General features: G+C 72.0%; 22 protein-coding genes. 2 read left to right on the top strand and 20 right to left on the bottom strand.

All coding sequences use genetic code 11. The annotated features are described in order from the left end of the window. The 4 genes from VGZ32_RS01685 to VGZ32_RS01670 form a co-directional block, all read right to left on the bottom strand. Positions 1 to 1,755, bottom strand: a 1,755-nt coding sequence (locus tag VGZ32_RS01685) for an RsmB/NOP family class I SAM-dependent RNA methyltransferase (RefSeq protein ID WP_326883966.1), incomplete at its 3' end; no start/stop codon positions are given. A gap of 161 nt (positions 1,756 to 1,916) precedes the next feature. Next, entirely contained in the window at positions 1,917 to 2,846 is a 930-nt protein-coding gene (fmt, locus tag VGZ32_RS01680) for a methionyl-tRNA formyltransferase (RefSeq protein WP_326883965.1), read from the bottom strand. A gap of 62 nt (positions 2,847 to 2,908) precedes the next feature. Continuing rightward, complete coding sequence (gene def, locus VGZ32_RS01675) at positions 2,909 to 3,451, bottom strand: peptide deformylase (protein ID WP_326883964.1); 543 nt, start codon at positions 3,449 to 3,451, stop codon at positions 2,909 to 2,911. 60 nt (positions 3,452 to 3,511) lie between these two features. Then, complete coding sequence (locus tag VGZ32_RS01670) at positions 3,512 to 5,641, bottom strand: primosomal protein N' (RefSeq protein WP_414642446.1); 2,130 nt, start codon at positions 5,639 to 5,641, stop codon at positions 3,512 to 3,514. 361 nt (positions 5,642 to 6,002) lie between these two features. Between VGZ32_RS01670 and VGZ32_RS01665 the strand changes: the two genes are divergently transcribed. Further along, positions 6,003 to 6,467 carry an SPW repeat protein gene (locus VGZ32_RS01665; RefSeq protein WP_326883962.1) on the top strand — a complete coding sequence of 155 codons (465 nt, stop codon included), beginning with the start codon at positions 6,003 to 6,005 and terminating at the stop codon, positions 6,465 to 6,467. A gap of 89 nt (positions 6,468 to 6,556) precedes the next feature. Here VGZ32_RS01665 and metK read toward each other — a convergent pair whose 3' ends face one another. The 15 genes from metK to pyrR form a co-directional block, all read right to left on the bottom strand. Continuing rightward, positions 6,557 to 7,777 carry a methionine adenosyltransferase gene (gene metK / locus VGZ32_RS01660; protein ID WP_349263445.1) on the bottom strand — a complete coding sequence of 407 codons (1,221 nt, stop codon included), beginning with the start codon at positions 7,775 to 7,777 and terminating at the stop codon, positions 6,557 to 6,559. 107 nt (positions 7,778 to 7,884) lie between these two features. Next, positions 7,885 to 9,144: a bifunctional phosphopantothenoylcysteine decarboxylase/phosphopantothenate--cysteine ligase CoaBC gene (gene coaBC / locus VGZ32_RS01655; protein WP_326883961.1), complete on the bottom strand. Its 1,260-nt coding sequence runs from the start codon at positions 9,142 to 9,144 to the stop codon at positions 7,885 to 7,887. Positions 9,145 to 9,155: 11 nt separating this feature from the next. Further along, positions 9,156 to 9,425, bottom strand: coding sequence for a DNA-directed RNA polymerase subunit omega (gene rpoZ, locus VGZ32_RS01650; RefSeq protein WP_326883960.1), 270 nt, complete (start codon positions 9,423 to 9,425; stop codon positions 9,156 to 9,158). A gap of 33 nt (positions 9,426 to 9,458) precedes the next feature. Beyond that, positions 9,459 to 10,058 (bottom strand): guanylate kinase, encoded by a 600-nt coding sequence (gmk, locus tag VGZ32_RS01645; RefSeq protein WP_326883959.1) that lies wholly within the window; start codon positions 10,056 to 10,058, stop codon positions 9,459 to 9,461. 140 nt (positions 10,059 to 10,198) lie between these two features. Then, positions 10,199 to 10,519, bottom strand: a complete 321-nt coding sequence (gene mihF, locus VGZ32_RS01640) for an integration host factor, actinobacterial type (protein ID WP_326883958.1) — start codon at positions 10,517 to 10,519, stop codon at positions 10,199 to 10,201. Between the two features lie 238 nt (positions 10,520 to 10,757). Beyond that, entirely contained in the window at positions 10,758 to 12,602 is a 1,845-nt protein-coding gene (locus tag VGZ32_RS01635; RefSeq protein ID WP_326883957.1) for a gamma-glutamyltransferase family protein, read from the bottom strand. Between the two features lie 67 nt (positions 12,603 to 12,669). Next, positions 12,670 to 14,001 (bottom strand): MFS transporter, encoded by a 1,332-nt coding sequence (locus VGZ32_RS01630; protein WP_326883956.1) that lies wholly within the window; start codon positions 13,999 to 14,001, stop codon positions 12,670 to 12,672. 155 nt (positions 14,002 to 14,156) lie between these two features. Then, positions 14,157 to 14,993, bottom strand: coding sequence for an orotidine-5'-phosphate decarboxylase (gene pyrF, locus VGZ32_RS01625; RefSeq protein ID WP_326883954.1), 837 nt, complete (start codon positions 14,991 to 14,993; stop codon positions 14,157 to 14,159). After that, positions 14,990 to 16,093, bottom strand: a complete 1,104-nt coding sequence (locus VGZ32_RS01620; protein WP_326883953.1) for a quinone-dependent dihydroorotate dehydrogenase — start codon at positions 16,091 to 16,093, stop codon at positions 14,990 to 14,992. Before VGZ32_RS01620 ends, pyrF begins: the two co-directional genes overlap by 4 nt. Then, positions 16,093 to 19,437, bottom strand: coding sequence for a carbamoyl-phosphate synthase large subunit (carB, locus tag VGZ32_RS01615; RefSeq protein ID WP_326883952.1), 3,345 nt, complete (start codon positions 19,435 to 19,437; stop codon positions 16,093 to 16,095). Before carB ends, VGZ32_RS01620 begins: the two co-directional genes overlap by 1 nt. Beyond that, positions 19,437 to 20,603: a glutamine-hydrolyzing carbamoyl-phosphate synthase small subunit gene (gene carA / locus VGZ32_RS01610; RefSeq protein WP_326883951.1), complete on the bottom strand. Its 1,167-nt coding sequence runs from the start codon at positions 20,601 to 20,603 to the stop codon at positions 19,437 to 19,439. Before carA ends, carB begins: the two co-directional genes overlap by 1 nt. After that, positions 20,600 to 21,184, bottom strand: a complete 585-nt coding sequence (locus VGZ32_RS01605) for a hypothetical protein (RefSeq protein WP_414642445.1) — start codon at positions 21,182 to 21,184, stop codon at positions 20,600 to 20,602. The genes carA and VGZ32_RS01605 overlap by 4 nt, the downstream gene beginning before the upstream one ends. A gap of 5 nt (positions 21,185 to 21,189) precedes the next feature. After that, positions 21,190 to 22,482, bottom strand: a complete 1,293-nt coding sequence (locus VGZ32_RS01600) for a dihydroorotase (RefSeq protein ID WP_326883949.1) — start codon at positions 22,480 to 22,482, stop codon at positions 21,190 to 21,192. After that, positions 22,479 to 23,453: an aspartate carbamoyltransferase catalytic subunit gene (locus VGZ32_RS01595; RefSeq protein ID WP_326883948.1), complete on the bottom strand. Its 975-nt coding sequence runs from the start codon at positions 23,451 to 23,453 to the stop codon at positions 22,479 to 22,481. The genes VGZ32_RS01600 and VGZ32_RS01595 overlap by 4 nt, the downstream gene beginning before the upstream one ends. After that, positions 23,450 to 24,037 carry a bifunctional pyr operon transcriptional regulator/uracil phosphoribosyltransferase PyrR gene (pyrR, locus tag VGZ32_RS01590; protein WP_326883947.1) on the bottom strand — a complete coding sequence of 196 codons (588 nt, stop codon included), beginning with the start codon at positions 24,035 to 24,037 and terminating at the stop codon, positions 23,450 to 23,452. Before pyrR ends, VGZ32_RS01595 begins: the two co-directional genes overlap by 4 nt. A gap of 456 nt (positions 24,038 to 24,493) precedes the next feature. On the opposite strand from pyrR, the gene VGZ32_RS01585 reads away from it, so the two are divergent. Next, positions 24,494 to 25,042, top strand: a complete 549-nt coding sequence (locus tag VGZ32_RS01585) for a transcriptional regulator (RefSeq protein ID WP_326883946.1) — start codon at positions 24,494 to 24,496, stop codon at positions 25,040 to 25,042. Between the two features lie 241 nt (positions 25,043 to 25,283). Here VGZ32_RS01585 and VGZ32_RS01580 read toward each other — a convergent pair. Beyond that, the coding region (locus VGZ32_RS01580) for a DUF664 domain-containing protein (protein ID WP_326883945.1) at positions 25,284 to 25,628 on the bottom strand (345 nt) is incomplete at its 5' end.

Below are 25,628 nucleotides of genomic sequence, written 5' to 3'. Positions count from 1 at the left end.
GTCGGTGCCGTGCAGGTGCGGCCAGAGCTGGACGTCCGGGCCGGAACCGAGGTCCGGGACGCCGGGCAGGAACGGCCGCGCGTCGATCTGCGAAAAGCCGGACCGGGAAGCGAGGACCGCGGCGACCACGGAGCGGGTCTCGGCGAGATGCGGGGAGCAGGTGACGTAGGCGACCACACCGCCGGGCCGCACCAAGGACAGCGCCGACGAAAGCAGGCGGTACTGAAGCGAGGCCAGCTCCGGGACGGACGCAGGTGTGCGCCGCCACCGCGACTCGGGACGCCGCCGCAAAGCACCGAGACCGGTACACGGGGCGTCGACGAGCACCCGAGAAAAGGTACCGGGGCGGAAAGGCGGCGCGATCCCATCGGCGTTGACGACCCAGGGGATCCCGCGAATCGGCTGCATGGCGCGCTTGACGAGCCGCGCCCGATGCGGAGCGACCTCGGCCGCGATCAGCCGGGCCCCCCGCTGCGCGGCGATGGCACCGAGCAGCGCGGCCTTGCCACCCGGCCCCGCACACAAGTCGAGCCAGAGCTCTGCGGCGGACGCCGAATCGCCGCCCTCGGCACCGTCGCCATCAGCACTGTCGCGATCAGCACTGTCGCCATCAGAACCCGTGCCGCCACCTTCCACGCCGTCACGAGCGCCAACGGCACCCGCCCCCGCGCCTACCGCGTCACCCCCGTCATCACCCTCATCATCAACACCTGCGCCCTCTTTCCCCAGGGGCCTGTTAGTGGCGTCTCTCTCCGCGGTCCCGTGACCGCCGGCCAAGGACACCGCCGTAAGTCCGTCCACGGCAGCTGCCACGCCGCAGCCATCGGCGCCCGCGAGTTCGTCTTCGACATCGCCCGCCGCGGCTGCCTCGCTGCTCCTACCACCACTCTCGTCACCACCACCCGCGTCGCCTTCCCCCAAGGGCCTGTTACTGACGCGCTCTTCTCCCGGGGGCCTGTTACTGGCGGGCGTCTCCAGGGGAACCGCCGCGAGGGCCAGTGCAACCAGCTGGCTGCCCTCGTCCTGCACTCCGACCCGCCCGCGCGCGACCGCCTCGATGCGCGCCGGATCGCCCTCGCCGAGGTACGCGGCCGTCGGGGCGTACCTGCCCGGCTCAGCTCCCTGCTTCACCAGCTCCGCCTGGTCCGACAGGCCGGGGCGCGCGGCGAGGGTCACGCCGGGTGGGACGTTGTCAGCCTCCAGCAGGTGGTCGATCTCCGCGTACGCCGTCTCGGCGCCCCGATGTCCGGCCAGGGAATCCCAGAGTGCTGACACGACCCACCGCGGATGCGCTCGGTAGATCGCGAGGTACCCCTCCGGGTCCTTGCTCGGGTCGGGCGCCACCCGGTCCACCCATCCGCGCAGGTCGTCCCGGTCCACCCGGCGCAGCACCGCGTTGACCATCCGCGCCGCGCCCTCGTGCACCACCGCGCGCGCCAAGTCCACCGTCGTCGCGACCGCCGCGTGCGGCGGCACACGTGTCGCAAGAAGCTGATGCGCCCCGAGTCTCAACAGGTCGAGGATCTCCGGATCGAGCCGGTCCAGCGGCCGGTCCACGCACTCGGCCAGAATCGCGTCGTAGGTGCCGAGGCCGCGCAGCACGCCGTAAGCCAGCTCCGTGGCGAGGGCTGCGTCGCGCGCGTCCAGCCGCCGCTCCGTGAGCAGCTTCGGCAGCACGAGGTTCGCGTAGGCCTCGCGGTCGGAAACGGCCCGCAGCGTGTCATATGCCGCGAGGCGGGCTTCGTCGGTGTGCATCCGATCATTATCCCTGATCGGAGGTGCAGCTCCGTCCACGCGATCGCCACTCCAGGCGGTGGCGGGCTCACGGACGGCTGCGGGCCACGGATGGCGCCGGCTCGCGGATGACTGCGGCAGGCCACGCCTCTTGCTGCCGCGCCCCGGCCGCGGCCGGTCCGCTATTCGAACCTTGAGTTCTCCGGCAGCCGCACGCCGCGCGCCCAGTCGGCCGCCGCCATCCGCTTCTTGCCCTGCGCCTGCACGTCGCCGAGCCGGACGGTGTGCCCGGAGCCGGTGCCCACCTGGAGCCCGCGCCGGTCCGCGACGATCACGCCGGGTTCGACATCGACGACGCCCGGGATCGGGTTCACCGGGAAGATCTTCACCCTCTCCCCCGCGAGCGTGGTCCACGCCCCGGGCGCCGGGGTGCACGCGCGCACCTGGCGGTCGATGCGCAGCGCCGGGGCCTTCCAGTCGACCCGCGCGTCCTCGGTGGTGAGCTTCGGGGCGTGCGTGACGCCCTCCGCCGGCTGCGGGACCGCCGTCACCCGCCCCTCCTCGACTCCGTCGAGCGTCGCGACCAGCAGCCGCGCGCCGTCCACGGCGAGCCGGGCGAGCAGGTCGCCGCTGGTGTCGGTGCGGCCGATCTCCTCGGTGACGGTGCCGAAGACCGGGCCGGTGTCCAGACCCTGCTCCAGCCGGAACGTGCACGCCCCGGTCACCTCGTCCCCGGCCAGGATCGCGTGCTGGACCGGCGCGGCGCCGCGCCACGCGGGCAGCAGCGAGAAGTGCAGATTGATCCAGCCGTGCCGGGGCACCGCGAGCGCGGCGGGCGGGATCAGGCCGCCGTACGCCACGACTGGGCAGGCGTCCGGGGCCAGTTCGGCGAGCCGGCCCAGGAACGCCGGGTCTCGCGGCCGCGGCGGCGTCAGCACCTCGACCCCGGCCTCCTCGGCGAGCCGGCGCACCGGGGACGGCTCCATGTGCCGGCCGCGCCCGGTCGGCGCGTCCGGGCGGGTCAGCACCGCGACCACCTCGTGCCGCGAGCCGAGCAGGCTCTCGAGCGACGGGACCGCCGTCTCCGGCGTTCCGGCGAAGAGTAGGCGCATTGCCACACCCCGTTCCGTTGCCAAGTGTCGCGTTGTGGTCCGGGCCTTTTCCGAACGGCGCGCTACCGCGCCTGACCGAAGGTCGCGTGCGGAGACACCTTCACCGCGGGTGCGCCGCCGGACCAGTCGGCCTGCCGGATCGCCCGCAGCGCCGCCTTGCGCTGCTCGCGGTCGAGCCGGTCGATGAACAGGACGCCGTCGAGGTGGTCGGTCTCGTGCTGAAAGCAGCGGGCCAGCTTGTCGCTGCCCTCGATCACGATCTCGTCGCCGTACTCGTTGAAGCCCCGGGCCACGGCCCGCAGCGCGCGCGTGCACGGGAAGGGCAGATCCGGAATGGAGAGGCAGCCCTCGTCGCCGTACTGGGTCTCCTCGGACAAGTCGAGGCTCGGGTTGACCACGTGGCCGATCTCGCCGTCCACGTTGTAGGTGAAGACCCGCAGCGACACCCCGATCTGCGGGGCGGCCAGGCCCGCGCCCGGGGCGTCGAGCATCGTGTCCGTCAGGTCCTTGACGAGTCTGCGCAGCTCCTTGTCGAAGTCGACGACCGGGTCTGCCTTCGTTCGCAGCACGGGGTCGCCGAAGAGCCGGATCTGCTGGATCGCCACGAATTCGCCGTTCGTCTCACTGGTGGTGCGGAAAGCTTGACGGCTCCAGTCTACCGGGCGTCAGGCCAGGTCCACGGGGTCGATCCGGACGCGCACGTGCACCGGGGCCTTGCGCGTCGAGCGCGCTCCCTGCGCGGCCTTGAGCGCCTCGGCCAGGGCCCGGCCGCCGGTACGCGAGCAGCGGATCAGGGCGCGGTACGCGGCGTCGGGGCCGTCCGCGTCCCGGCCGGCCGCCAGCGGGGTCGGGCCGAGGATGTCAGCATCCTGAGGCAGCGGGACGCCCTGCGCCTGCACGCCGTGCACCGCCTCGAGCAGCTCGGCGAGCGCCGGATAGGGGGCGGCCAGTTCGGCTATGCGCGCGGCGGGCGGGTATCCCAGTTCGGCGCGGTCGGCCAGCTCACGGCGGGCGAACCCGCCGGGATCCCAGCGCACCAGCGCCTGGACCGCGCCCGCGCCCGGCTCGGCGACGACCGCGACGACGCCGCCGGGTTCCTGCCCGCTGCGGGATGCCGGGCGGACCAGGGCGGCCGCGCCGAGCCACCGGCGCAGCGTCTGTTCCGCGGCGCGCAGCATCGGAACGCCGAGCAGCAGGTCGCCGTCGAGCAGCACAGCGGCCGCGTATCCGCCCTCGGCGACGGGTTCGGCCCCGGGTGTCGCGACGACGAGTGCGGGCTCGCGGCTGACGTCGGTGAGGATCGCGCCGCCGCGACTCAGCCGCACCGGAACCCCCGGGAAGGCGCGGCCCAGTTCCTCGGCGCTGCGGGCCGCGCCGGTCGCCCGCGCCCGGAACCGCGTGGCGCCGCACCGGTCGCAGCGCCACTGCTCGGCGAAGCGGCCGCACCACCGGCAGCGCGCGGCGGACTCGGCCCCGGCGAGGGCGAGCGCGCCGTGGCAGTGCGCGCAGTGGGCGGCCTCGCGGCAGCGCACGCAGGCGAGGGCGGGCAGGTATCCGCTGCGCGGCACCTGTACCAGCACCGGCCCGTAGCGCAGCCCGTCGCGGGCGACCCGCCAGGCCACGGTGGGCATCCTCGCGCGGGCGGCGCCGGAGTCGCGCGCGTTGTCCCGGTCGGGGTCGACGGTGCGGATGAGCGGGACGAGTTCGCGCACGACGGCACGCGGCGCGGTCAGCGGGCGCGCCCACCGCCGGGCCACCAGCTGAGCGCCCTCGGCGGTGACCGTGTAGCCGCCGATCAGCGCGGCGGCGCCGGTCTGGTGCGCGCGCATGGTGAGCACCTCGCGGGCGTGCGAGTAGGGCGCGGCGCGCTCGGCCAGGGACGAGTCGCCGTCGTCCCAGAGCGCCACCAGGCCGAGGTTCGTGATCGGGGCGAAGACCGCGGCCCGGGTGCCAACGACGCACCGCACCTCGCCGCGGCGCACCGCGAGCCAGCGGCCGTAGCGCTCTGCGGGGCCGAGGTCGGCGGTGAGCGCCACGTGCCGATCCGGGCCGAGCAGCTCGATCAGCGCCGCGTCGACACGGGCGACGTCGCGGCCGTCCGGGACGACGATCAGTGCGCCCCGGCCGCTGTGCAGCGTGGCCTGGGCGGCGGCGGCCAGCGCGTGCGCCCAGTCGATCTCCGGCGTGTCCGCGCCGGGGAGGGCGGCCCAGACCGCGCGCGGGCTCTGGCCTTGGGCGAGGGCGGTGAGCAGGTCCGGGCCGTGGGGGTAGTGCTTCCACGGACGGGGGTCGGGGGTGGGCGGCGGCGCCGCGTCCGAGGTGCGCGCCATGTCGGGCGGGTCCCCCGACTTATCGGGCAGTGCCTTATCCCGCAGCGCCTTTTCGGTGCGGGCGTGACGTGGCGGGATGGCCAGGCGCAGGACGTCCGCCGCGGTGCCCGCGTAGGCGTCGGCGACCCGGCGGGCCAGTTCGCCGATCTCCCGGGTGAGGACCGGCTCGGGCGATACGACGCTGTGCAGCGGGGTGAGCCGCCCGGAGAAGTCGGTCTTCTCGACCCGTTCCCAGAGGTAGCCGTCAACCAGCTGACCGGCGAATCTGACCCTCACCCGCACGCCGGGCCGCGCCGTTTCGTGGAGCTTGGCCGGCACGGTGTAGTCCCAGAGCCGGTCCAGGTGCGCGGGTTCTACGTCGACGATCACCCGGGCGACCGGCTCCGACTCGGCCGGCTGCGCCGAGGTTCCGGGCCCGGCCGCCCGCACCCGGCCGCGCGCGGCCTCGGCGCGCACGAGCGCCATCTGCTCGCCGGGGTCGGTCACCCCACTGTTGTACCGGACCGCGCCGACACGGGTGCGCCGAAACGGGGCGAATCCGCGCGCCGATTCGACCGGATTGGCGCCGAAGTCCGGACGGCACCGGGATTTGCCCGTCGCGTTCCGGCTGATCACAAGCCCGCACTGGCCGCTCGTCCGCCACTGTTGCACGCTCGGCGCATGGCCGCCCCGAGATCTGGACGCAGACCACAATGCGGGGTTTTCTTACATTTACCAGTAGTTTCACGACTCGGACGGGCCGCCAGCGCCGGTCCCCGTGCGACCCGCCCGGTCTGCACCCAGGGAAGAGGTGGTCGCCTTGACCACTCCCACAAGTCCAAGTCCCATGAGTCCCACCGGCCAGCCGATCGAACAGCACCCCGACATCCTCGACCTTCGCGCCCGGTACGAGCGGGCCGCGACCAATCCCGGCGTCCAGGGGGCCGAGGCCCTGGCCATCCTCGCCGGCCTCTACCTCGCCATCTCGCCGTGGGTGGCGGGCTTCAACCAGTTCTCCACGCTGGCCGTGAACAACCTGATCACCGGCATCGGCTACACGATGCTGATGGCCGGCTTCGGCTCGGCGTACGAGCGCACCCACGCGATGGCCTGGGCCGCGACGCTCATCGGCGCGTGGACCGTCGTCAGCCCGTGGGTCGTCGCCGGGAGCGTGCACACCACGCGCACCATCATCAACAACTGCGTCACCGGCGGCGTGGCGACCTGCCTCGGGCTCATGGTCGTCGGAGTCGCGATGAGCGGCCGCGGAGGTCCGCACATGACCAGCCACCCGCGCCGTCGAACGGATTAAACGGCTAAGGCAGGTAAGGCAGACAAAGCAGCGGGCCCCGGGGACCAGCGCACGCCGTGTTCCCGGGGCCCGTCACGCGTTCGGGCGGGTCAGCCGATCGCCGCCTTGAGCGCCTCGACGCGGTTGGCCCGCTCCCAGGTGAAGTCGGGCAGCTCACGGCCGAAGTGCCCGTAGGACGCGGTCTGCCCGTAGATCGGGCGCTTCAGGTCCAGGTCGCGGATGATCGCGGCCGGGCGCAGGTCGAACACCTCGCCCACCGCCGCCTGGATCCGCGGCACCGGCACCGTCTCGGTGCCGAACGTCTCCACGAACAACCCCACCGGCTCGGCCTTGCCGATCGCGTAGGCGACCTGCACCTCGGCGCGCCTGGCCAGTCCGGCCGCCACGATGTTCTTCGCCACCCAGCGCATCGCGTACGCGGCCGAGCGGTCCACCTTCGACGGGTCCTTGCCGGAGAACGCGCCGCCACCGTGCCGCGCCATGCCGCCGTAGGTGTCGACGATGATCTTGCGTCCGGTCAGGCCCGCGTCACCCATCGGTCCGCCGATCTCGAACCGCCCGGTCGGGTTGACCAGCAGCCGGTAGCCGTCGGTGTCGATCTCCAGCCCGGCCTGGTCCAGCTCGCCGAGCACGTGGTCGACCACGTACTCCTTGATGTCCGGGGCGAGCAGGGTGGCCAGGTCGATGTCCGAGGCGTGCTGGCTGGAGACCACGACGGTGTCCAGGCGTACCGGCCGGTCGCCGTCGTACTCGATGGTGACCTGGGTCTTGCCGTCCGGGCGCAGGTAGGCCACCGTGCCGTCCTTGCGCACCCGGGCCAGCCGCTCGGCGAGCCGGTGGGCCAGGGCGATCGGCAGCGGCATCAGCTCCGGGGTGTCCGAGCAGGCGTAGCCGAACATCAGGCCCTGGTCTCCGGCCCCCTGCCGGTCCAGCTCGTCCGCCTCGCCCTCCACGCGCGCCTCGTAGGCGGCGTCCACGCCCTGGGCGATGTCCGGGGACTGCGACCCGATCGAGACCGACACCCCGCAGGAGGCGCCGTCGAAGCCCTTCTTGGAGGAGTCGTAGCCGATGCCGAGGATCGTCTCGCGCACGATGGTGGGGATGTCGGCGTAGCCCGTGGTGGTGACCTCCCCCGCGATGTGCACCTGCCCCGTGGTGATCATGGTCTCCACCGCGACCCGCGAGGCGGCGTCCTCCTTGAGCAGCGCGTCGAGGATGGAGTCTGAGATCTGGTCGGCGATCTTGTCGGGGTGGCCCTCGGTCACCGATTCGGAGGTGAACAGACGGCGGTCGGTGTCCGGACGGACCACAGGACGGCTCCTTCTCGCAGCGGCTGCTGACTTCTCGGGTCGGGTTAGTCTATCCAGCGGCGCCGGTCACCGGGCTATTCCGGGCCGAAGGGTACACCGAGCCGACCCTACTGGCCGGTGCCGCGCCGCAACAGGGTGACCCGGTCCCACAGTGCGTCGGCAAGGGCTCGCTTGGCTCCCAGCGGTACCGCCGTCTCCGTGCCGTCCGCGCCGATGATCACCGCTTCGGTGACCGGGCTGCCGAACACCTTGTCCGCGCCGACCTCGTTGACCACGAGCAGGTCGACCCCGTACGCGGCGACCTTGCGGCGGCCCAGCTCCAGGAAGCCGTGCTCGGCGTCCCCGGTCTCGGCGGCGAAGCCGACGACGGTCTGGCCGGGGGCGAGGCGCTCGCGGCCCAGTTCCTTGAGTACGTGCGGGTTCTGAACGAGCGTCACGACCGGGGCGGAGCTGTCGTCGGACTTCTTGATCTTGGCCGGGGCGTACTCGGCGGGGCGGAAGTCGGCCACCGCCGCGCTCATCACCACCACCTGGGCGTCGGCCGCCGCGGCGCGCACCGCCTCGCGCAGCTCGAGCGCGGTGCCGACCCGCACGACCTTAGCCCCGGCCGGATCAGGCAGCGCGACGTTGGCGGAGACGAGGGTGACCTCCGCGCCGCGGGCCGCGGCGGCGGCGGCCAGCGCGTAGCCCTGCAGGCCGGAGGAGCGGTTGCCGAGGTAGCGCACCGGGTCCAGCGGTTCGCGGGTGCCGCCCGCGGAGACGACGACGCGCAGCCCGGCCAGGTCTTCGGGAATCGGGCCGCCGCGGCGCAGCACGGCCTCGGCCGCGTCGAACAGCGCGGCGGGTTCCGGCAGCCGCCCGGGGCCGGTGTCCTTGCCGGTCAGCCGGCCGACCGCGGGATCCAGCACGAGGGCGCCGCGGCGGCGCAGGGTGGCGACGTTGTCCCGGGTGGCCGGGTGGTCCCACATCTCGGTGTGCATCGCCGGGGCGAAGACCACGGGGCAGCGCGCGGTCAGCAGCGTGCTGGTGAGCAGGTCGTCGGCCTGCCCGTGGGCGGCCTTGGCCAGCAGGTCGGCGGTGGCGGGCGCGACGACCACGAGGTCGGCCTCCTGGCCGAGCCGCACGTGCGGCACCTCGTGGACCGAGTCCCAGACCTCGGCGGAGACCGGGTGGCCGGACAGCGCCTCCCAAGTGGGAGCGCCGACGAAGCGCAGCGCCGCGGCGGTGGGGATGACGCGCACGTCGTGGCCCGACTCGGTGAAGCGGCGCAGCAGCTCGCACGCCTTGTACGCGGCGATGCCCCCGCCGACGCCCAGGATCACCTTGGGCTTCGCGGGGGCCGGGGCCTCCGGGGAGGGCTGCGACACCGGCGGCGCGGCTACGCGGCCGGGGGCGTCTCGATCGGCTCCGCGGTCAGCAGGCCGGCGTTGATCTCGCGCAGCGCGATGGACAGCGGCTTCTCATGCACGTGGGTGTCGACCAGCGGGCCGACGTACTCCAGCAGGCCTTCGCCCAGCTGCGAGTAGTACGCGTTGATCTGCCGGGCCCGCTTGGCCGCGTAGATCACCAGGCTGTACTTCGAGTCGGTCGCCTCGAGCAGCTCGTCGATCGGCGGGTTGATGATGCCCTCGGGCTCGGTCACGGACAAGGCAGGCCTTCCGCGTTGAAGAAAGGGGATGGATCAGGAAAGACCCATCAATTCTAGCAGTTCGCGCGCCACGTCTTCGACGGATGTGTTGACGAGGGTGACGTCGAACTCGGACTCGGCGGCCAGCTCGACGCGGGCCGCGGCCAGCCGGCGGTCGATCACCTCGGGCGGCTCGGTGGCCCGGCGGGTGAGCCGGCGCACCAGTTCCTCCCAGTTCGGCGGGGCCAGGAACACCTGCAGCGCCTCGCGCATCGCGGAGCGCACCTGGCGGGCCCCCTGCAGGTCGATCTCCAGCAGGGTGGGCGCCCCGGAAGCGAGCCGGTCCAGCACCGGCTGGCGCGGGGTGCCGTATCTGTGTCCCGCGAACTTGGCCCATTCGAGCAGCTCGCCCGCCTCGACCAGCTTGTCGAAGGTGGCGTCGTCGACGAAGCGGTAGTGCACGCCGTCGATCTCGCCGGGGCGGGGGTACCGCGTGGTGACCGAGACGGAGTGCCAGACCTCGGGACGGGTCTTGCGCAGGTGGGACACCACGGTGCTCTTGCCGACCCCGGACGGGCCGGACAGCACGATGAGCCGCCGGCCTGAGGCCGGCTGGTTCGGCGGGGCGGTCGGTCCGGGGTGTGTGGTGTTCACACCGACGGAGGCTACCGCACCGCGCGGACCGGCGGGGTCGGCGACCCGCGCCGAGAAGGAGCCGGACGACCGCCCGAGAGCCGTCTCGGCGCGGAACGGGTGCCACCCGGTCACCCGGGTGGATCCCGCGGCGCCCGATGTTACTTCGCGCCGCCGAACTCGCGCTCGAGGGCCGCGATCTGGTTGGCTCCCAGGCCCCGGACCCGGCGGGTCTCGGAGATGGAGAGCCGTTCCATGATCTGCTTGGCCCGGACCTTCCCGACGCCCGGCAGGGACTCGAGCAGAGCCGAGACCTTCATCTTGCCGATTACGTCGTTCTTCTGGCCCTCGTGCACGACCTCGGAGAGCGAGGCTCCGGAGTGCTTGAGCCGGTTCTTGATTTCGGCACGCTCACGCCGGGCCGCAGCGGCCTTTTCAAGGGCGGCCGCGCGCTGTTCGGGAGTGAGGGGCGGAAGAGCCACGCCTATTCACCTCATGACGTCGATGCGGATCGGTGGGGGTGAGTCGTCGTCCGCTCACACGGTCGCCGACTCGGTGGTCCGTTGCCGGAACCTAGTCGCTTCGAGCGGGAGTAGCAAGATGACACCCCTGCTGGTCTGCGATAAAACCGGAGCGTACCGGAGTTCTCGGCGGCGCGTGCACGCGATGGCGGGATTCTTTGCGGGGATTGACGGCGGAAACCCGCCCTTGGGAGCGCTTTCAACGGCCCGCGGCATAGCCCTGGGAGCCGCGCGGATTGGCCGCGGCGTGCAGGATACCGGTATCAGGATCTCGGTATACACCGGAGAGTCTGCCCAGCGACCAAGGCCCGGACATCAACACATCGTGACCTAGTTTCCGCAGCTCACCAATAGTATGAGCTGAAAATCTATCCTCGAGTACCAAGCCACGGGGCTCGCGGCGGCGCGGGGCGAAGGACGAGGGGACGGCGTTGCTGTGCCACGCCGGCGCGTCGATCGCGGCCTGCATGCCGAGGCCGTCGGCGATATGGCCGAGAAGAAGTAAGAGTTGCCACTGGTCCTGCTGGTCGCCGCCGGGCGTGCCGAAGGCCCAGACCGGCTTTCCGTCCCGGGTGGCCAGCGAGGGGCTGAGAGTGATCCGGGGGCGCCGTCCGGGGGTGAGCGTCGCAGGCAGGCCCGCTTCCAGCCAGAACATCTGGGCCCTGGTGCCGAGGCAGAAACCGAGGCCCGGGATCGCCGGGGAGGACTGGAGCCAGCCGCCCGAGGGAGTGGCGGAGATCATATTTCCCCACCGGTCCGCCACGTCGATGTGGCAAGTATCACCCCGGGTGGCGCCGCTCGCGCTGACCTGGGCCTCTCCCGGCGCCGCCGGTTCCGGTCCGGCCGCGGCGCCCTCCACGGCCGCCATGGCGTCGAGGGCGCCGCCGCCGGAGGCGATCGATCGGGAGGAGTACAGGAACTCGGCCAGCCGGGGGACGCGGCCGCCGGGAGACCCCGGGCGCAGCTCGGCCGACGCGGTGTCGCCGGCGAGCGCGGCGCGAGCGCTCAAGTAGCCGGGATCGAGCAGGTCTGCGAGCGGCACGCCCGGATCGTCGCCGTACCAGGCTTCGCGGTCGGCGAAGGCGAGCTTGGCGACCTCGGTGACCCGGTGGATGCGGGCGGCGCTGCCGGGCGGGGGCAGCTCCCCGAGCGCTTCGAGCATGCCCAGTTGCTGGAGCAGGACGGGCCCCTGTGTCCACGGGCCGGCCTTGTGCACGGTCAGGCCGTGCCAGTCCAGGCTGACGGTGCGCTCGTAGGAGGGATTCCAGCCGGCCAGGTCGTCCCCGGTCAGCAGGCCGGCGTGGGCGCGGCCCGACTCGTCGAGGACGGAGTTGCGGCAGAAGGCGTCGATCGCCTCGGCGACGAAGCCCCCGTACCAGGCGCGTATCGCCGCGTCGAGCTGCGTCTCCCGGTCGGATCCGGCTGCCTCCGCCTCTGCCAGCAGACGGCTGTAGGTGGCCGCCAACCTGGGCAGGGCGAACAGCTGTCCGGGCACCGGAGGCTCGCCGCCGGGCAGCCACTGGCGGGCCGAGGTCGGCCAGTGCACGCGGAAGTGGCCGGCGACCGTGGAGATGGTCCCGGCGACGGCGGGGATCAGCGGATGCCCGCGCTCGGCGTATCCGAGGGCGTAGTCGAGGATGTCACGCAGCGGCAGCGTGCCGTGGTCGCGCAGCAGGGTGAGCCAGGCCCCAACTGCTCCGGGCACGGTCGCGGGCAGCAGCCCGGTGCCGGGGATCAGGTCGAGGCCGAGGGAGGAGAAGCGCTCGAGGGTCGCGGCGGCGGGCGCGGTGCCCATCCCGCACAACACCCGCGGCACCGGGTCGGCGGCGGTGGCGAAGATCGCCGGGACCTCGCCGCCGGGGCCGTTGAGGTGCGGCTCGACCACGTGGAGGGTGAAGGCCGCGGCCGCCGCCGCGTCGAAGGCGTTGCCGCCCCGCTCGAGGACGGACATGCCGGCCGCGGTGGCGAGATAGTGGGTGCTGGCGACCATGCCGAAAGTGCCTGCCAGCTCGGGGCGGGTGGTGAAGGGTAATGGGAGCGCCATGCCTCCGCACCCTACTCACCCGGCTCGCCGCTGTCCCTAGGGCGAGCTGTGTCTATGAGCGCTGTGTCTATGGGTGCTGCGTCGAGGAGCCCGGGGACTGATCGTCCGGGCTCGGCCCGGTGCTCTGCTGCATAGGCGTCCGCAGGTCCATCTCGCGCGGCGCCTTTGCGAGCGTGCACCAGATCGCCAGGGCGGCGAGGATCCCGGCGACCACGAGCATCGCGGTCGGGGTACCGAAGTTGTCGGCCAGCACACCTGTCGTCAGCGGCGCGGTCCACAGCAGGCCGGAGGAGCTGAAGCTGAGGGCCGCGGCGACGCGGCCGAGCATCGCGTCCGGGACGACGCGCAGCTGGTACGACTCGAGCATGACGTTCAGCGGCACCACCAGGAACACCGCGAGCGCGCCGACCAGGCCGATCTCCCAGGGCCTTGGGGCGGCCGCGAGCCCCACCGCGACCAAGACCACGAGCCAGGCCATGGTGATCACCAGGGTCCTGGTCTTGAAGTGCCGGGCCAGGATCGGCGCCGCGAGCGCGCCGCCGAGTCCGCCGACGGCCGCGATGGTGGTGACCACGCCGACGGTGGTCGGGCCGCCGCCGCGCAGCTTGATCAGCGCGATGGTCAGCAGCACCATCCCGCCGAACGAAGCACTGAGCAGCGGCACCCACACGACCAGGAAGCGCAGGTACGTGTTCGTGCGGATGTAGGCGATCCCCTCGCGCAGCGCGGCCAGCGACGAGGAGTGCGCTTCGCGGTCGGCGGCGTCGGGGCCGAGCGGGCGGCGGATGGCCGCCACGCCGATCGCGCTGACCACGAAGGAGACCGCGTCGCCGAGGAACGGTATCCAGCGGGCGATGGAGAACAGCGCGCCGCCGACCGGGGGGCCGACCAGCCGGGCGATCATGTCGCGGCCCTGCTTGGAGGCCGCGAGGGCGGGGAACTGCGACTCGTGCACGATCCGCTTGAGCGTCGGCGTCATGGCGGCGCCGCTGATGCCGTTGCACATGCCCTGGATGAAGGCGATGGCGGCGATGTGCCCGACGTTGACGAATCCGTTGGCGACCGCGAACACCACCGTGCTGACGGCGACGGCCTGCACCAGGTCGGCGGTCACGACCAGGACCCGGCGCGAGTAGCGGTCGGCCAGGGCGCCGCCGAGCAGACCGGTGGACAGGCCGCCGATGTTCAGGCAGGCGCCGACGATGCCGGCCCGGGCGACCGAGTTGGTCGCGTACAGCATGAGCAGGGGGTAGGCGAGCTGGGACATGGCGCTGCCGAGCGAGGAGACCAGCGAGCTGACCCACCAGCCCGCGTAGTCCCGGTTGCGCCACAGCGGAGGCGGATGCCGCGGGGGCTCGTCCTCCGTTTCCGGCTTATCGGTCGCCCTGAGCTGCACCACCGTGCTTCCTTCCGTCCGGCTCCCGACCTCGTACTACCCAGCTCCCACAAGCGCAGCATAGGTGACTCGGATCGATCTACGCGGAACCTCGCGCGGCGGCCCTCCCGACCAGGCAAGCAGAGCGTCCAGGCGCCCTGCGTTCAGTGACTCAGTGTTCAGTAACCCAGGGCTCTGCGGCACGCGTCGACGGAGCGGGCGGCGGCCTCGCGCAGCGCCTCGACACGCGGTCCCTGCCGCAGGATCTCGCGGGACATCGACGGCACCACGTTGCGCAGCGCGTCGCCGAAGACCTTGCGCAGGTCCTCTGGGGTGGCGCCCTGGGCGCCGAGCCCGGGGGCGAGCAGCGCGCCGTTCAACGCGGCCAGGTCGTAGGGGATGTCGGCCAGGGTCGCGCCGACCACCGCGCCGATCGGGCCGAGCGGCAGCGCGCCCGCGTTGCGTTCGCCGGCCGCGGTGAGGATGGCCGCTCCGACGGTCGCCCCGTCCTCGGTGCGCGCCCGCTGGACCCGCGCGCCCTCGGGATTCGAGGTGAAAGCGAGCACGAACACGCCCGCGCCGTGCTTCTCCGCAGTCGAGTACAGCGGCTCGAGCGCGCCGAATCCCAGATACGGCGAGGCCGTCAGCGCGTCGGAGAAAAGCGGCGACGCCGGGTCCAGATACGCCTGTGCGTAAGCCTCGACGGTCGACCCGATGTCTCCTCGTTTGGCGTCCATGATGACCAGGGCTCCGGCCGACCGGGCGTCGGCGACGGTCCGCTCCAGCACCGCGACCCCGCGCGAGCCGAAGCGCTCGAAGAACGCCGACTGGGGCTTGAGCACGGCTACCCGGTCCGCGAGCGCCTCGACGACCGTCCCGGCGAAGCTTTCGAGGCCCGCGACGTCGTCGCTCAGGCCCCAGGCAGTCAGCAGCGCGCCGTGCGGGTCGATCCCGGCGCACAGCGGGCCGCGGGTGTCCAGCGCGCGGCGCAGTCTGGCCCCAAACGTGTCCGTCATCGGTTGCTCTCCTTGCGCAGACCGCTCTGAACCATGCGGCGCCGCAGACCTCTGTGGATCCGGGCGGCCCAGAACGGCCCCTCGTAGATGAATCCGGTGAAACCCTGGAGCAGCGTCGCGCCAGCCGCCAGGCGCTCGGCGGCGTCCTCGGGCGTGGTGACGCCCCCGACGCCGATGATCGTCATGTCCTCGCTGACGCGCTTGCGCAGCCGCCGCAGCACCTCGAGCGAGCGCTCGCGCAGCACCGGTCCGGACAGGCCGCCCGCGCCGAGCGCGGCGACCTCGTCGGCCGGGGTCGTGAGGCCCAAGCGCCCAATGGTCGTATTGGTGGCCACGATCCCGTCGAGGCCGATCTCGACCGCGAGGTCGGCGACCGCGTCCACATCCTCGTCGGCCAGATCGGGAGCGATCTTGACCAGCAGCGGAACATGCCGCCCGGCCGCCGCTTCGGCCGCCTCCCGCACCGCCGTCAGCAGCGGCCGCAGCACCGCGACGGCTTGGAGGTCACGCAGCCCGGGCGTGTTCGGCGAGGAGACGTTGACCACGAGGTAGTCGGCGTACGGGGCGAGGAGCTTGGCCGACGCGATGTAGTCGGCGACGGCCTCCGCCTCCGGCACCGCCTTGGTCTTGCCGATGTTGACCCCGAGGATCACCGCGGGGGCGGCGCTACGGCGCCCGGCCAGCCGGTCCCGGCGCGCGGCCAGGCGCCGGGCGACCGCCGCGGCGCCGTCGTTGTTGAAGCCCATCCGGTTGACCAGGGCGCGGTCGCGCGGCAGCCGGAACATCCGGGGCGCCGGGTTGCCCGGCTGCGGCCGCGCGGTGACCGTGCCGATCTCGACGAACGCGAAGCCGAGGGCGGCCAGCCCGTCGATCCCCACCGCGTTCTTGTCGAAGCCCGCGGCCAGGCCGAACGGCCCGGGAAAGGTCAGGCCGAGCGCCCGCACCCGAAGCGCCGGGTCAGCCGGGCGAAGCGCGGATTGCAACACCCGCGCCCCGCCCGGCACCGCCGCGGCGGCCCGGATCGCGCCGAAACCGAGCCGGTGGGCGCGCTCCGGGTCCATCCGCCGGAACAGGGCGGCGAACAGCAGCCGGTAGAACATCAGCCGTCCGCCCGGGCACCGTCCCGCGAGACTGTGCCACCTAGAGCTGTGCCATCTCGAGAAGCGACGAGCCGGGCGGCGTGCTCCTGCAAGGAGCCGACGCCGACGTCCCCGCGCCGCAGCGCGTCGATCCCCTGCACCGCCGCGGCCAGGCTCTGCACCGTCGTGATGCACGGCTTGCCCATCGCGATGGCCGCGGTGCGGATCTCGTAGCCGTCCAGGCGGGGGCCGACGCCGTGCGGGGTGTTGACGATCAGGTCCACCTCCCCGGCCAGGACCCGCTGCACGATGGTCGGCTCGCCGTTCGGCCCCGGCCCTTGCGAGTGCTTGCGCACGACCGTGGCGCTGACGCCGTTCCGGCGCAGCACCTCGGCGGTGCCCTCGGTGGCCAGGATCTCGAAGCCGAGGTCGGCCAGGGCCTTGACCGGGAGCACCATCGAGCGCTTGTCCCGGTCGGCGACCGACACGAACGCCCGGCCCTTGACCGGCAGCGGTCCGTACGCCGCGGCCTGGGACTTGGCGAAGGCGGAGCCGAAGTCCACGTCGATGCCCATGACCTCGCCGGTGGACTTCATCTCCGGCCCGAGCACCACGTCGACCCCGCGGCCGTCCGGAAGCCGGAACCGCGACCACGGCATCACGGCCTCCTTGACGGCGATCGGCGCGTCGAACGGGAGCGTTCCGCCGTCACCCCGCGCGGGCAGCAAGCCTTCCGCGCGCAGTTCGGCGATGGTCGCGCCGAGGCTGATCCGGGCCGCGGCCTTGGCCAGCGGGACCGCGGTGGCCTTGGACACGAACGGCACCGTGCGGGAGGCGCGCGGGTTGGCCTCGAGCACGTACAGCACGTCCCCGGCGAGCGCGAACTGGATGTTGATCAGCCCCCGGACGCCCACCCCCGCCGCGATGGCCTCGGTCGAGGCGCGCAGCCGGTTCACGTTCTGCCCGCCGAGGGTGATCGGCGGTAGCGCGCAGGCCGAGTCGCCGGAGTGGATCCCGGCCTCCTCGATGTGCTCCATGACGCCGCCGAGATACAGCTCGTCGCCGTCGTAGAGCGCGTCGACGTCGATCTCGATCGCGTCGTCGAGGAAGCGGTCGATCAGCACCGGGTGCTCGGAGATCAGCCCGGCGTGCCGCTCCAGATACTCCGCGAGCGAGTCCGCGTCGTACACGATCTCCATGCCGCGCCCGCCGAGCACGTACGAGGGGCGCGCCAGCACCGGGTAGCCGATCTCGTCCGCGATCGCCTTGGCTTCGGAGTACGAGAACGCGGTGCCGTGCTTGGGCGCGGGCAGTTCGGCCTCGGCCAGGACCCGCCCGAACGCGCCGCGGTCCTCGGCCAGGTGGATCGACTCGGGGCTGGTGCCCACGATCGGCACCCCGGCGTTCTTGAGCCGCTGCGCCAAGCCCAGCGGGGTCTGGCCGCCCAGCTGCACGATCACCCCGGCCAGCGGGCCGGCCTGCCGCTCGGCGTGCACGACCTCGAGCACGTCCTCGAGCGTGAGCGGCTCGAAGTAGAGGCGGTCGGAGGTGTCGTAGTCGGTGGAGACGGTCTCCGGGTTGCAGTTGACCATGACGGTCTCGTAGCCGGCCTCGCGAAGCGCGAAGGAGGCGTGCACGCAGGAGTAGTCGAACTCGACGCCCTGCCCGATCCGGTTCGGCCCCGAGCCGAGGATGATGACCGCGGGCTTCTCCCGCGGCGCGACCTCGGTCTCCTCGTCGTATGTCGAGTAGTGGTAGGGAGTGCGGGCCGCGAACTCGGCCGCGCAGGTGTCCACCGTTTTGTAGACCGGCCGCACGCCCAGCGCCCGGCGCACCTCACGCACGACCGCCTCGTCGAGCGAGCGCAGCGCGCCGATCTGCTCGTCGGAGAAGCCGTGCCGCTTCGCCCGGCGCAGCAGCGGCGCGGTCAACGCCTCGGCGGCGGCCACCTCCTCGGCGATCTCGCCGATCAGGGCGAGCTGGTCGAGGAACCAGGGGTCGATGGCGGTGGCGTCGAAGAGCTCGTCGACGCTCGCCCCGGCGCGCAGCGCCTGCATGACCGTGTTGATGCGGCCGTCGGTCGGCACCGCGGCGAGCTCCAGCAGCTCGGCCTTGTCCCCCGGCTCGCTCGCGAAGTCGAGCTGCGCGCCCGTCTTCTCCAGCGAACGCAGCGCCTTCTGCAGCGCCTCGGGGAAGTTGCGGCCGATCGCCATCGCCTCGCCGACCGACTTCATGGTGGTGGTCAGCCGGGCGTCGGCGCCGGGGAACTTCTCGAATGCGAACCGCGGCACCTTGACCACCACGTAGTCGAGGGTCGGCTCGAAGGAGGCGGGGGTCTCGCGGGTGATGTCGTTGGGGATCTCGTCCAGGGTGTAGCCCACGGCCAGCTTCGCCGCGATCTTCGCGATCGGGAAGCCGGTGGCCTTCGACGCCAGCGCGCTGGAGCGGGAGACGCGCGGGTTCATCTCGATCACGATGATCCGCCCGTCGCGCGGGTCGACCGCGAACTGGATGTTGCAGCCGCCGGTGTCCACGCCGACCGCGCGGATCACCGCGATGCCGATGTCGCGCAGCCTCTGGTACTCGCGGTCGGTGAGGGTCATCGCGGGGGCCACCGTGATCGAGTCGCCGGTGTGCACCCCCATCGGGTCCAGGTTCTCGATCGAGCAGACCACGACGACGTTGTCGTTGCGGTCTCGCATCAGCTCGAGCTCGTACTCCTTCCAGCCGAGGATGGACTCCTCCAGGAGCACTTCGGTGGTCGGCGAGAGTTGCAGCCCGGTGCCGGCGATCCGGCGCAGTTCTTCCTCGTCGTGCGCGAAGCCGGAGCCGGCGCCGCCCATGGTGAACGAGGGACGCACCACGACCGGGTAGCCGCCCAGCGTCTCGACGCCGGCGAGGCAATCCTCCATCGAGTGGCAGATCACCGACCGGGCCGATTCGGCGCCGATCGACGCGACGATCTGCTTGAACCGCTGCCGGTCCTCGCCGGCCTGGATCGCGGCGATGTCCGCGCCGATCAGCTCGACGCCGTACTTCTCGAGCACGCCGGACTCGGCCAGCGCGACCGCGGTGTTGAGCGCCGTCTGCCCGCCCAGGGTCGGCAGCAGCGCGTCGGGCCGCTCCTTGGCGATGATCTTCTCGACGAACTCCGGGGTGATCGGCTCGACGTAGGTGGCGTCGGCGAACTCGGGGTCCGTCATGATGGTGGCCGGGTTCGAGTTGACCAGGACCACCCGCAGGCCCTCGGCCCGCAGCACCCGGCAGGCCTGGGTGCCGGAGTAGTCGAACTCGCAGGCCTGGCCGATCACGATCGGCCCGGAGCCGATGACCAGCACCGACTTGAGGTCTTCGCGCTTCGGCATCAGCCGCTGCCCTCCTTGTTCGCGTCCTGCGTCGGTTCGGCGCCGCCGCGGTCGCCGCGCATGAGCTCGGCGAAGCGGTCGAACAGGTACGCGGCGTCGTGCGGCCCGGCCGCCGCCTCGGGGTGGTACTGCACCGAGAACGCCGGGACGTCGAGGCACCGCAGTCCCTCGACCACGCCGTCGTTCAGGCACACGTGGCTGACTTCGACCCGGCCGAACGGGGTGTCGGACACCCGGTCCAGCGGCGCGTCCACGGCGAATCCGTGGTTGTGGGCGGTGACCTCGACCTTGCCGGTCAGCCGGTCCTGCACCGGCTGGTTGATGCCGCGGTGCCCGTACTTGAGCTTGTAGGTCCCGAAGCCCAGGGCGCGCCCGAGGATCTGGTTGCCGTAGCAGATCCCGAACACCGGAACCCGCCGCTCGAGCAGCGCCCGGGTCAGCTCGACCTGGGCGTCGGCGGTGGCCGGGTCGCCCGGCCCGTTGGACAGGAACACCCCGTCGGGTTCGAGCGCCAGCACGTCTTCCACGGACGACCCTGCGGGCAGGACGTGGGTCCGCATGCCGCGCTCGGCCATCCGGTGCGGGGTCATCGCCTTGATGCCGAGGTCGATCGCCGCGACCGTGAAGCGCCGCTCGCCGATGGCCTCGACGAGGTACGGCTGCGCCGTCGCCACATCCGCCGTCAGGTTCGCGCCCTTCATCTGCGGGCTGGTGCGCACCCGGCCGAGCAGCGCGGTCGGCTCGGTCTTGGCGACCTCCCCGGAGAAGATCCCCACGCGCATCGCGCCGCGCTCGCGCAGGTGGCGGGTCAGCGCGCGGGTGTCGATCCCGCTGATGCCGACCACGCCCTGCGCCTTCAGCTCGTCGTCGAGCGAGCGCGTGGCCCGCCAGCTCGACACCCGCCGGGCCGGGTCGCGCACCACATAGCCGCCGACCCAAATGCGCCCGGACTCCGGGTCCTCATCGTTGACGCCCGTGTTGCCGATGTGCGGGGCCGTCATCACCACCACCTGGCCCCGGTAGGAGGGATCGGTGAGCGTCTCCTGGTAGCCGGTCATCCCGGTGGCGAACACGGCCTCGCCGAATGCCTCGCCGACCGCGCCGTACGCCTCCCCCGAGAAGGTCCGGCCGTCCTCGAGCACCAGCACCGCCTTCGTCGTGTTCATGCGGCCGTCCTCTCCGTGATCAGGACGCCGACCTCGGCGATAAGCCGGGTCCGGTCGCCTTTGGCGCGCGGGTGGAACCCGGAGTCCAGGGTCGCGTCGCCCAGCCTCCAGGTCAGCAGGACGATCCCGTCCCCGCCGGTCACCTTTCCGGCGATGCCCGGGGCGAGGTGGGCGTGGACCAGGTCGTCTGCCGGGATGAACAGATCGGGTGCGGCCTCGCGGGCCACCAGCACCCCGGCCGCGCCGACGCTCATCCGCGCGTTGCTGCGCACGCCGAGCCCATGCGCGGCGATCCGGTCGAGCCAGTCCCCTGAGACCGTCGTCGAGGCGTAGACGCCCTCGGCCGGTTCGCCGAACGCCGCGTGGGGCGGCGCTGCCGTCGACGGCACAGGCAACTCGGACTGGCGTGCCGCACGGTTCTTCCAGCCGCGCCACATCAGCCAGTAGACGCCGGTGAGGACCGCCAGCACCACGATCGTCAGCAGGATGCGCAGGAACCAGTGGGTGACCGGCGCGCTGTGCGGCGCATCCGCGAGCAGCCCGGACCCAGCGAGCCCAGACACAGTGCCCGCATTCGTCATCACGCTCACCGCTCGACCACCCGCCTGTCCAGCACGGTCGGCTCGCCGCGCAGGAAGGTGGCGACGACCGCGCCGGGCAGCTTCATCCCGGCGTACGGCGTGTTGCGGGAGAGCGATTGCAGCGCCCGAGCCTCGATCACCCGGGACGCGCCCGGATCGACCAGGGTCAGGTGCGCCGGGGCGTCGACGCCGAGCCCGCGCCCGTGGTCGGCGAGGCCGCCGATCCGCGCCGGCCGGGCCGACATCCGGTCCGCGACCCCGGCCCAGTCCAGCAGCCCGGTCTCCACCATGGTCCGCTGCACCACCGACAGCGCGGTTTCCAGCCCGAGCATGCCCATCGCGGCGACCGCCCACTCGCAGTCCTTCGCCTCGACCGGGTGCGGCGCGTGGTCGGTGGCGACGGCGTCGATCGTGCCGTCCGCCAGACCGGCGCGCACCGCCTCGACGTCGGCGGCGGTCCGCAGCGGCGGGTTCACCTTGTAGACCGGGTCGTAGCCGCGCAGCAGCTCCTCGGTCAGCAGCAGGTGATGCGGCGTCACCTCGGCCGTGACCGGGTACCCCTTCGCCTTGGCCCACCGCACGATCTCCACCGAGCCGGCGGTCGACAGGTGGCATACGTGCAGCCGCGACCCGGTGTGCGCGGCCAGCAGCACGTCGCGCGCGATGATCGCCTCCTCGGCCACCGAGGGCCAGCCGCGCAGCCCGAGCAGCCCGGACAGTTCGCCCTCGTTCATCTGCGCGCCCTCGGTGAGTCGCGGCTCCTGGGCGTGCTGGGCGATCACGCCGCCGAACGCCTTGACGTACTCCAGGGCCCTGCGCATCAGCGCGGCGTCCGAGACACAGTGCCCGTCGTCGGAGAAGACCCGCACCCGCGCGGCCGAATCCGCCATCGCGCCGAGTTCCGCCAGCCGCTGCCCGCCCAGGCCCACGGTCACCGCGCCGACCGGCCGCACGTCGCAGTACCCGGCTTCCCGCCCCAGTCGCCACACTTGCTCGACCACGCCGGCCGTGTCCGCCACCGGATCGGTGTTCGCCATCGCGTGCACCGCGGTGAAGCCCCCGGCCGCCGCCGCGCGCGTCCCGGTCAGGACCGTCTCCGCATCCTCGCGGCCCGGTTCCCTCAAATGGGTGTGCAGGTCGACCAATCCCGGCAGGGCGATCAGCCCGTCCGCATCAATCACCGACGCCCCGGCCGGAGCCTCGCGCACGAACACCCCGTCCCGGATATAGAGGTCGCCCACCTCGCCGCCGAGCAGGCGCGCCCCCCGGACGACGTATCGACTCTCGGTACCGCTCATCGGCCCGCGGCCTCCTCTTCCTTTCCGAACGCGGGCTCCGATCCGCCGAGCAGCAGGTAGAGCACCGCCATGCGCACCGAGACCCCGTTGGCGACCTGCTCGGTCACCGTCGAGCGGACCGAGTCGGCCACCTCCGCCGAGATCTCGAGGCCGCGGTTCATCGGCCCGGGGTGCATCACCACCGCGTGCTCCGGCAGCGCGGCCATCCGCCCCGCCTGGAGCCCGTACCTCCTGCTGTACTCGCGTTCGGTCGGGAAGAACGCCTCGTTCATCCGCTCGCGTTGCACGCGCAGCATCATGACGGCGTCACATTTAGGCAGCACTGGGTCGAGCTCGTACGACGATTCACAGGGCCACGACTCGACGCCCAGCGGCAGCAGCGTGGGCGGGCCGACGAGCGTGACCTGGGCGCCCAGCGTCGCCAGCAGGTGCACGTTCGACCTGGCCACCCGGCTGTGCAGTACGTCGCCCACGATCGCGACGCGTCGCCCCGTCAAAGAGCCAAGCCTCCGCCGCAATGTGTAGGCGTCAAGCAGCGCCTGTGTCGGATGCTCGTGTGTCCCATCCCCTGCGTTAATGACAGCGCCGCGGATCCATCCCGCGTGCGCTAGCCGGTACGCACCCCCGGACGCCCAATGCCGCACCACGACCGCATCCGCACCCATCGCCTCCAACGTCAAGGCGGTGTCCTTGAGCGACTCCCCCTTAGACACGCTCGAACCCTTGGCCGAGAAGTTGATGACGTCCGCGCTCAGCCGCTTCGCCGCCGTCTCGAACGAGATCCGTGTCCGTGTCGAATCCTCAAAGAAAAGATTGACCACCGTACGCCCGCGCAGCGTCGGCAGCTTCTTGATCGGCCGGTCGGACAGGCGCGCCAGCTCCTCGGCGGTGTCCAGCACGAGGATGGCCTCCTCCGCGGACAGGTCCTGCGTCGACAGCAGGTGGCTCACGCGTTTCGCCGGGGCCGTCATGCCGCTTCCCCCTTCACGCCTAGGAGCACGGCTTCGCGGCCGTCCGTCTCGTGCAGGTGCACCTCGACCGCCTCCCTCAGCGAGGTCGGCAGGTTCTTCCCCACGTAGTCGGCGCGGATGGGCAGCTCGCGGTGCCCGCGATCCACCAGCACCGCCAGCTGGATCGCCCGGGGCCGGCCCAAGTCGTTCAGGGCATCCAAAGCCGCCCGCACGGTACGCCCCGAGAACAACACGTCATCCACCAGGATCACCAACCGGCCGTCGATCCCCTCCTTCGGGATCTCGGTCCTCGCGAGGGCGCGGGCGGGCTTCATCCGCAGATCGTCGCGGTACATGGTGATGTCGAGGGAGCCCACGGGGGTCTCGCGGCCCTCGAACTTGGCGATGAGGGCGCCCAGCCGGCGGGCGAGGAAGACACCGCGAGTCGGGATGCCGAGGAGAACGACATCCTCGGCACCGTTGGTGCGTTCCAGGATTTCGTGCGCTATACGCGTCAGCGCCCGTTCTAGGGCGGGGGCGTCGAGGACGGCGCGTGCGGCGGCGGGGTCGAGGCCGGAAAGCCGGGCGCCGGACTGTATGGTCATGCCGAAGCAGACCTCCTTCCCTGTCTCACGGGACAGGACTTAAAGGACGTCGGATGATCGCGGCTGCGGTCGATCGCCTAGCCTATCAGGCAGTGCCAAGGTCAACTTTTCGCCAAAGCCTGGCCGGATACCGCCGTCCAAACCCGCACGATAAGGCCGCTACACCACCGCGACACACGGTTTCGGACAGCTGACCCAAAGCGAGCTAGTCGCACACCATGACATAGGGTGGGAGACGTCCACAGTTCGGTTATCCGGTGAGCGACTGCCTTGACGGCGCGAGGTTACTCTGCGTAACATCAGCCGAGGTCGCCGCCACGGGCGACCGGACCGGCACCCTTCGGACGACCAGGGCGAGCCGACCCGATCCGACCTTCGACGTCGGGCGGGCCGCGCCGAACCAGTCCCGCCCGGTAGCCGATTGTCACGACGCGAGGCTTTCGATGGGGAGTGCATATGTCCACTGAGTACGCCAAGGCGCTGGGTGCCCGGCTCCGCGCGATCCGAACCCAGCAGGGCTTGTCGCTGCACGGGGTCGAGCAGAAGTCGCAGGGCCGGTGGAAGGCCGTGGTCGTGGGTTCCTACGAGCGCGGCGACCGGGCGGTGACGGTGCAGCGCTTGGCCGAGCTCGCCCACTTCTACGGCGTGCCCGTGCACGAGCTGCTGCCCGGCAACGCGCCGAACGCCGCCGCCGAGCTGCCGCCGAAGCTGATCCTGAACCTCGAGGTGCTGCAGAACCTGGGCGAGGACAAGGCGGCGCCGCTGATGCGCTACGTGGCCGCGATCCAGAGCCAGCGCGGCGACTACAACGGCCGGGTGCTGTCGATCCGCCAGGACGACCTGCGCACGCTCTCGGTGATCTTCGACCAGCAGCCGTCGATCCTGGTCGACCAGCTGATCGAGTGGGGCGTGCTGGACGCGGACGCCCGCCGCGCGATCGACTTCGACGGCGACTTCTCCGACGAGGGCGACATCGAGGACGAAGAGGACTTCGAGGAGGAGTAACCCCTCCCCCCACCCGATCCTCGTGGCCGAAGAGCGCGACAGAACGAAGCAGAACAACGCAACGCACAAAGCACCAGACGCGGCTGGCCGCCAATGCCCGCCGCGTCTGCCTTTTCCCGTCACCTACCCAGCAAAGGACCTTTCACACCGTCCTCATCATCCACAGAGCGGCCAGGCAGCACCAACGGCGGGCCACGAGCTCACCGCCCCGCCGACCCCGCGGTCGCCCCGGCACTGGCGCTTACTGGCGGCTCCCACCGGCACACCCCTTGTCGACCTCCCGCGCGACGACCTCAAGCCGGTTCCGGTAGTTCTCCCACCACTCCTCGGATTCGGCCGGCATGTTGGAGGCGTCCTTCCGCATCCCGACAGCCCCGTCGATCAGTTCCCGCACGATGTCGGCATGACCGGCGTGCCGATAGGTCTCGGTGGTCATGTGGACCAGGATCCGATGAAGCGTCACCTCACGTCGCTCGCTCGGCCACCAAGGCACCTGCCCTAAAGCATCCAGCGGCAGCACGTCGATCGTCGCGTCCGAGTGGGCCCACACGCGGTGGTACAGCCCCACGATCTGATCGCGGCTCTC

Origin of the sequence: Actinocrinis sp. (assembly GCF_035938995.1) — a bacterium.
Classification (GTDB): domain Bacteria; phylum Actinomycetota; class Actinomycetes; order Streptomycetales; family Catenulisporaceae; genus DASZGI01.
The sequence above is the reverse complement of the archived record's forward strand: the minus strand, read 5'-3'. Positions and strand labels throughout refer to the sequence as shown.